Annotated in this window: 4 protein-coding genes; all 4 read right to left on the reverse strand. The window is 66.0% G+C overall.

Features of this window, described 5'->3' with window-relative positions; genetic code table 11:
- Positions 1-662 (reverse strand): SPFH domain-containing protein (locus AC6RA4_RS24295; RefSeq protein WP_500164709.1); only part of this gene is annotated, 662 nt, incomplete at its 3' end.
- 208 nt (positions 663-870) lie between these two features.
- Positions 871-1,296, reverse strand: coding sequence for a globin domain-containing protein (locus AC6RA4_RS24300; protein WP_500164711.1), 426 nt, complete (start codon positions 1,294-1,296; stop codon positions 871-873).
- A gap of 65 nt (positions 1,297-1,361) precedes the next feature.
- Positions 1,362-2,333 carry a DUF2927 domain-containing protein gene (locus AC6RA4_RS24305; RefSeq protein WP_500164713.1) on the reverse strand — a complete coding sequence of 324 codons (972 nt, stop codon included), beginning with the start codon at positions 2,331-2,333 and terminating at the stop codon, positions 1,362-1,364.
- 3 nt (positions 2,334-2,336) lie between these two features.
- A partial coding sequence (locus tag AC6RA4_RS24310) for a toxic anion resistance protein (protein WP_500164715.1) occupies positions 2,337-3,316 on the reverse strand: 980 nt, incomplete at its 5' end.

Genomic DNA, 3,316 nt, shown 5'->3' on the forward strand with positions numbered 1-3,316 from the left:
GGCAGCGAGATGTTTTCGATATAGAGCTCGGGCAGCGACAGGCCGTATTCTGCGATGGTGGCCGAGATGCCGTCGGCCAGCATCTTGCCGAGTTCCTGCGTATTAGCCGCCATGTCGAGCACCGGGATGCCAGAGCCCGCGATCAGGCGCGAGAATTCCTGCACGATGATGTTGCGGATCTGGAAGCTGATCTCGTCCGAGGTGAACTCGCCATCGGTGCCGACGATTTCCGACAGGAAGCGCGCGGGGTCGGTGACCCGCACCGAGTAGGTGCCGAAGGCGCGCAGGCGCACCGGGCCAAACTCGGGGTCGCGGCAGATGATCGGGTTCTTGGTGCCCCATTTCAGCCCGTTGAACCGCGTCGTGTTGACGAAATAGATCTCGGACTTGAAGGGCGAGCGGAAGCCGTGATCCCAGTGCTGCAGGCTGGTCATGATCGGCATGTTGTTGGTCTCGAGCATGTAGAGACCGGGGGTGAACACATCCGCCAGCTGGCCCTCGTGCACGAAGACCGCTGCCTGCCCCTCGCGCACGGTGAGCTTGGCGCCGTACTTGATCTCGTGCCCCTCGCGCTCGAAGCGCCAGACCATCGTGTCGCGCGTGTTGTCGACCCAATGGATGACGTCGATGAATTGGCCGGAAAGGAAATCGAGAATGCCCATGGCGGTGCCCCGCTGAAACTGTGTCTGCCCTCAACTTAACCACGGCTTGGCCGGACACAAGCGGCGCCGGGCGGAAACCGCCGGGGAGGGGAGGGCCGGATCCGGACGGGCGCTGGCGGTATCCCTCCCGAAGGTGGGAAACCGCAGCCGGGCGGCCGCGGATCGGGGGCGCAGGGGCGCTAGCCGGCGCGAGGCGGACGCGCCAGCCTCACGCGGCAGAGGTGGCATGGTCGCGGGCGCCGGTGATCATCAGGTCGCAGACATAGCCGAGCAGCAGCGCCCAGGCCTTGCGGTCCGCCTCGGACCAGTCGGCGACGTGGTCTTGCAGCGTGTCGAGCAGCACCTCGGAGACCAGCGCATACTGATCCTCGGTCACGCCGTATTCGAGATGGCGCACGCCCAGTGCCTCGATCTCGGTCACCAGCATCTGAAGGTGGTCGAGCGACTGCACCAGCACAAGCACCATGTCGAAGAGCTTGTCCGACTGCGCCGACATGTCGTCAGGAAACATCGCGCGCAGCTCCGGCGCGCGGTTGAAGAGCCGCTCATAGAAATCCCGTGTCAGCGCGCTGCTGGCAAGGCGCAGCCGAAGGGCGCTGGAGAGCACCTGCTGTTTCGTGGCGTTGTCGAACATCGTTTCGTCCCGGTCATGCAGGGACGGTGCTACGCCGCAGAGGTGAAGACCCGGTTAAGTCTGGCTCAGGACGGGCCGCCCACCAGCTCTGCGGCGCGCGGCGTGACGATGGGGCGGACCTCGTCGGCATCCATGCCCGGCTTTACCGCTGGGTCATAGAGTAGTTTGAGCAGCATTTCGTCATGCGTGGTGAGCAGGGCGAACTCGTCGTCATCGTTGAAGATCGACGGGCGGGCCTGCGGGGAGTCGTTGCCGAGGCCCAGCCCCTGCGCCATTTCCTCGTGAATGCAGGAGCGGCGCAGCAGGTCGGGGTGCTCGGAGCGGATCACCGCGATGGCCTGTCCGTAATCGTAGCCGCCCGGCGTCTCGGAAAACGCGATCACCAGACAGTGGATCGAGCGCGGCAGGTTGTCAAAGATGGCAAGCGAGGCGGGGTTCACATCGGGGACCAGCGCCCGGATGCGCGGTGCGATCTCGGCCTTGTCGTCTTCGGACATGAAGAGCACGTGAAAATTCGTGCCGCTCTCGCTCATTGCGATGGGGTGACCGCTGACATTGGCCAGACGGCGCACGTATTGCGACACCATGTTGATATCGGGAACCCGCTGAGCCTCGGGGACGAGTTCGCCGAACTCGACCGCAACGCGCACCGGCTTGATCCACTTCTTGATGCGCCCGAGTTCGCCGCGCGACGGGCGCAACCCGGCGCCGCGCTCGTATTCCTCGGCCAGCGCGATGCGCTCGAAATTGCGCAGCAGCATGGTGTCGGTGAAGGGCGTATCCGGGCCGCCGCCATCGGTGCGCAGCAGGCCTTGGGCCAGCAGATCGGCCTGCACGCTGGCGTAGTAGGTCTCGAGATCGCGGCTCGCGAGCGAGCGCCGGCGCGGCGCTTGCGTCGGCGGCTCGGGCTTCAGCCCCTCCGGGCGTGCATGCGGGGGAACCTCGGTCTCGCGCGGCGCCAGCCGAGAGCTGTCGCAGGCCGTGAGGCCGGCGAGCAGCCCGAGGGCCAGTCCGATCTGGGACCAGCGCCCGCGCATGGCTCAGGCGCTTTTCGGCACGGCGGTGCCGGCATTGTCGCCGACGCCGTCGCGGCGCGCCTTGGCGGAGGCGAGCGTGTCGCGCAGCTCGTGCTCCATCTTCTTGAGGTCTTCCTCGGCGGCGGCGCGCTTGGCCTTGCCCTCGTCGGCGATCTGAAGGCTTTCCTGGATGGTGGCGATCAGGTCGGCATTGGCCTGCTTCACCGCCTCGATGTCGAAGACGCCGCGCTCCATCTCGGTGCGGATCGCCTTGTTGCTCTCGCGCAGGTTGGCGGCGTTCTTGGTGAGCAGCTCGTTGGTCAGGTCGTTGGCATCGCGCACCGCGGCGGCGGCCTCGGCCGAGCGCTGGATGGTGACCGCCTGCGCCAGCTGGGTTTCCCAGAGCGGCACGGTGTTGACCAACGTCGAGTTGATCTTGGTGACGAGGCTCTTGTCGTTCTCCTGCACCAGCCGGATCGAGGGCAGGGACTGCATCGTCACCTGTCGCGTCAGCTTGAGATCGTGCACCCGGCGCTCGAGATCGTCGCGGGCGGCGCGCAGGTCGCGCAGCTCCTGCGCCTTCATCACCTGATCGTTCTCGGCGGCGGCCTGAACCTCGGTCTCCTTGGCGGGGATGTCGTTGCTGTCGAGCTCCTTCAGCTTCTCCTCGCCGGCGGCGATGTAGAGCGCCAGTTCGTCATAGAAGGTGAGCGTCTTGTCGTAGAGCAGGTCGAGCGACTTGATGTCCTTCAGCAGCGTGTGCTCGTGCTTGAGCAGGCTGTCGGTGATGCCGTCGATCTGGCCCTGAACTTCCTCGTAACGGGCGGTGAACTTGGCGAAGGGCGCGGCGCGGCCCAGCAGCTTCTCCCACCAGCTCCGGTCACGGCGTACGTCGAGCTCGGAGATCGAGAAGCCGCGGATCGTGGTGACGATGTCGCGCAGGCTGTCGCCGGCGGGGCCGACATCCTTGTTGCGCACCCCGTCGAGCATCGCCTGGCTGATTT

The sequence above is a fragment of the Salipiger sp. genome (assembly GCF_059781815.1).